The 3,581-nt window shown below is 73.5% G+C and carries 3 protein-coding genes; 2 read left to right on the top strand and 1 reads right to left on the bottom strand.

Annotation, left to right across the window (positions count from 1 at the left end):
- Positions 1-99 precede the first annotated feature (99 nt).
- Positions 100-1,107: a tripartite tricarboxylate transporter substrate binding protein gene (locus K206_RS0126450; protein ID WP_020423920.1), complete on the top strand. Its 1,008-nt coding sequence runs from the start codon at positions 100-102 to the stop codon at positions 1,105-1,107.
- Between the two features lie 6 nt (positions 1,108-1,113).
- Here K206_RS0126450 and K206_RS0126455 read toward each other — a convergent pair whose 3' ends face one another.
- A complete protein-coding gene (locus K206_RS0126455) occupies positions 1,114-2,562 on the bottom strand; it encodes a CoA transferase (protein WP_052165993.1) in 1,449 nt (482 codons plus the stop codon).
- 163 nt (positions 2,563-2,725) lie between these two features.
- On the opposite strand from K206_RS0126455, the gene K206_RS0126460 reads away from it, so the two are divergent.
- A partial coding sequence (locus K206_RS0126460; protein WP_020205393.1) for a citrate synthase occupies positions 2,726-3,581 on the top strand: 856 nt, incomplete at its 3' end.

Consider the following 3,581-nt stretch of genomic DNA (forward strand, 5'->3'; position numbering starts at 1 on the left):
CCCGGGAGGGGCGGCGCCCGCCGCGCTTTTCCGCGCCGTTACGGCGCAGGCACAGGCTGACAGACCGAGGCCGAAATATAAACGAGGAGAAACGACAAAATGGCAAAATTCGCGGCAAAACCACGATTCCTGTCCCATAGGCTGGCGCTGCCTGTTCTACTGCCTGTCCTGCTGGCTGGCGCGCTGGCCGCGGCGCCGGCCGCGGCCGCGTGGCCGGACAAGCCGATCCGGCTGGTGGTGGGCTTCCCGCCCGGCGGGCCGGTCGACACCCATGCCCGCATCCTGGCCGAGAAGCTCCAGCCCATCCTGGGCCAGTCGGTGGTGCTGGACTACAAGGCCGGCGCGGCCGGCAACCTCGGCTCGGACGCCGTGGCCAAGGCGGCGCCGGACGGCTACACGCTGCTGCTGGCCAATACCGGCCAGATGGCCATCAACGGCTCGCTCTACCCGAAGCTGCCCTACGCCATGCCGCGCGACTTCGCCCCGGTGGCGCGCACCGCGCTGATCCCGCTGGTGATGGTGGTCAACAACAACGTGCCGGCGCGCAACCTGAAGGAGTTCATCGCCTACGCGCGCGCCAACCCGGGCAAGCTCAACTTCGCCTCGGGCGGCAACGGCGGCATCTCGCACCTGATGCCGGAGATGTTCAAGCAGGCCTCCGGCACCTTCATCGTCCATATCCCGTACAAGGGCAGCGCGCCGGCGCTGACCGACGTGATGGGCGGCCAGGCGCAGATGATGGCCGACTCGATCCCGCTGTTCACGCCGTACATCAAGGCCGGCAAGGTGCGCGCGCTGGCGGTGACGTCGCGGCAGCGCTCGCCCGCGCTGCCGGACGTGCCGACGATGGACGAGGCCGGCCTGAAGAACTTCGAGGTGGTCGGCTTCTACGGCATGCTGGCGCCGGCCGGCACGCCGAAGGAGGTGGTGGCGAAGATTTCCGGCGCGCTGCAGACCGTGCTGGCCGATGCCGACACCCGCGCCAAGCTCGAGCAGCAGGGCGCGGAGCCGGCCTGGCAGGGGCCGGAAGCCTTCGGCCAGACCATCACCGCCGAGCAGAAGCGCTGGGGGCAGGCGGTCAAGGCCTCGGGCGCGAAGATCGACTGAGCCGCGTCACCACGCGGCGGCCGCGCTGCCGAGCGCGCCGGCCGGGCGCGCCCAGTGCACCGGGGCGCCCGCCACCGTCACCGGCGGCCGGACGCGCCGCGCCGGGCCCCAGGAGGTGGCTTCCACCTGCCCGGCCATGTCGGCCTCGCTTTCCGGGGCCAGCGGCGCGGTGTCGCGCGCCAGCCCGGCGTTCGACAGCAGCAGTTGGGCAGTGCGCGCCAGCGAGGCGCGCACCTGGCAGCCGGCGCCCGTGGCCAGCCGCCGCGACAGCCCGCGCACGGCCGCGGTGGCCAGCAGGTAGCCGGTGGCATGGTCGATGGCCTGCACCGGCAGCGGGCCCGGGCGGTCCAGGCCGCGCTGGCGCATGCCGGCCTCGGCGATGCCGCTGCTCATCTGTACCAGGCTGTCGAAGCCGCGCCGGTGCTGCCACGGGCCGCTCCAGCCGTAGGCGTCCAGCGAGATGTCGACCAGTCCAGGGTTGAGCTCGCGCCGCCGCCGCGCGTCGAGCCCCAGGCGGGCCAGCGCGTCGGCGCGGTAGCCGTGCACCATCACGTCGGCCTGGCGCAGCAGGCCTTCCAGGATTTGCAGGTCTTCGCCGCGCTTGAGGTCAAGGCGCGCGCAGCGCTTGCCGAGCACCACCTCGGGCACGGTGTTGGGTTCCTCCCAGCCGGGCGGGTCGATGCGCAGCACGTCGGCGCCGAAGCCGGCCAGGAAACGCGTGGCGACCGGGCCGGCCAGGATGCGGGTCAGGTCCAGCACGCGGATGCCCTGCAGCGGGCGCTCGCGCGTGAACGCATGTTGGCGCGCGGCGCCGGCGTCGAAGTCGGTCCAGTGCAGCAGCGGCTCTTGGCTAATCGCCAGCCCCTGCGGGTGCGTGGCCCAGTCCGCGGCGGAACGCATGGCCGCGGCGCAGCCGCCGTTGCCGACCACCGCCGCTTCGAGCGCGCTCGCTTCCCAGCCGGCCACGGCCTTCGCCACCGCCGCCTTGTCGGCGGGCACGCCGAGCACGCCCAGCGCCGCCGCGCGGTGGTGCGGCGCGTTGGTGTGCAGGCGGATCCAGCCGTCCGCGGCACGGTAGTCGCCGGCCACGGTATCCCATTGCGGCGGCACTTCCCAGCCTTGCGGGCGCAGCGAGGTGCCGAACCACAGCGAAGCCAGGCGCTGGTCGACGCCGGCCCGCGGCGCCTGCCCGCTGGCCGCGTGGATCAGTTCGGCCACCGCGAGGCTGGCGGCGCCGGCGGTGGCGGCGGCCAGTTCGGTGACCGGGAAGACCGAGGGCAGGCTGCCGCCGCCGCTCCAGTCCAGCCGCTCCAGCCAGGCGGGGTCGCCGTGCACGCCGGCCCAGGTCTCGCGCAGGATGGCGGCGGCGGCCGGGCCGGGGGCAAGGTTGGAAGAGGTGGAAGAAAGCGCGGCGGAAGTTGCTGCGGCGGGCGCGGCAGGTGCGTGTGAAGACATGACGGGAGTCACTCTGATGGATCGTTGCGGATCGTTGATCGGGCTGGCGGCCAGTGCCTTGCAGGATAGGCCGCTTGTTTTAATAGTCAATATTGATTAACTTAATCAAGTCATTGCCCATCGCCGCCCGTTCACCCCCCATTCACCCCCGTTCACGCGCCACATGTCCCGCTACCTCTCCTCGGCCGAGGCCGCCGCCCGGCTCGGCGTGTCCCGCCAGACGCTCTACGCCTACGTCAGCCGCGGCCTGCTGCACGCGCACGACGGCGAGACCCCGCGCGAAAGCCGCTACCTGGCGGCGGACGTGGAGCAACTGGCCGGCCAGCGCACGCGCGGGCGCAAGCCGCGCGAGGTGGCCAAGGCCACGCTGAGCTGGGGTTTGCCGGTGTTGGAGTCGGGCATCACGCTGATCGAGGACGGCTGCCTGTATTACCGCGGCTGCGATGCCGCGGCGCTGTCGGAGTCGGTCACGCTGGAGGCGCTGGGCGCGCTGCTGTGGCAGTGCCCGGAGCCGGCCGCCTTCGGTGCCGCCGCGCCGGCCGCGCCCGCGCATCTCGCCGCGCTGCGGGCGGCCTTCGCCGGGCACCGCAGCGAGGAAGCGCTGCTGCCGCTGTTTACCGTCGCCAGCCATGACGACGACACCGCGCAATGGCAGAAGTCGCCGGCGCGGCTGGCCGCGGGCTGCGGCGCGCTGGTGCGGCTGCTGGCGACGTGCCTGCTGGGCACCGCGCCGGCCGCCACGCCGGTGCACCGGCAATGCGCGAGCGCCTGGGGCGTGGACGAGGCCGGCGCCGACCTGATCCGCATGGCGCTGGTGCTGTGCGCGGACCACGAGCTGAATGCGTCGAGCTTCACCGCGCGCTGCGTGGCCTCGACCGGCGCCAGCCTGCGCGCGTCGGTGGTGGGCGGGCTGGCCGCGCTGACCGGCGGCCGGCACGGCGGCGCCACCGCGCGCGTGGAGGCGCTGTGGGACGAGCTGGCCGGCGCGCCGCCCGAGGCCCGGCTGCGCGAGCGGCTGG

It is taken from the genome of Cupriavidus sp. WS, assembly GCF_000395345.1.
Taxonomy (GTDB): domain Bacteria; phylum Pseudomonadota; class Gammaproteobacteria; order Burkholderiales; family Burkholderiaceae; genus Cupriavidus; species Cupriavidus basilensis_B.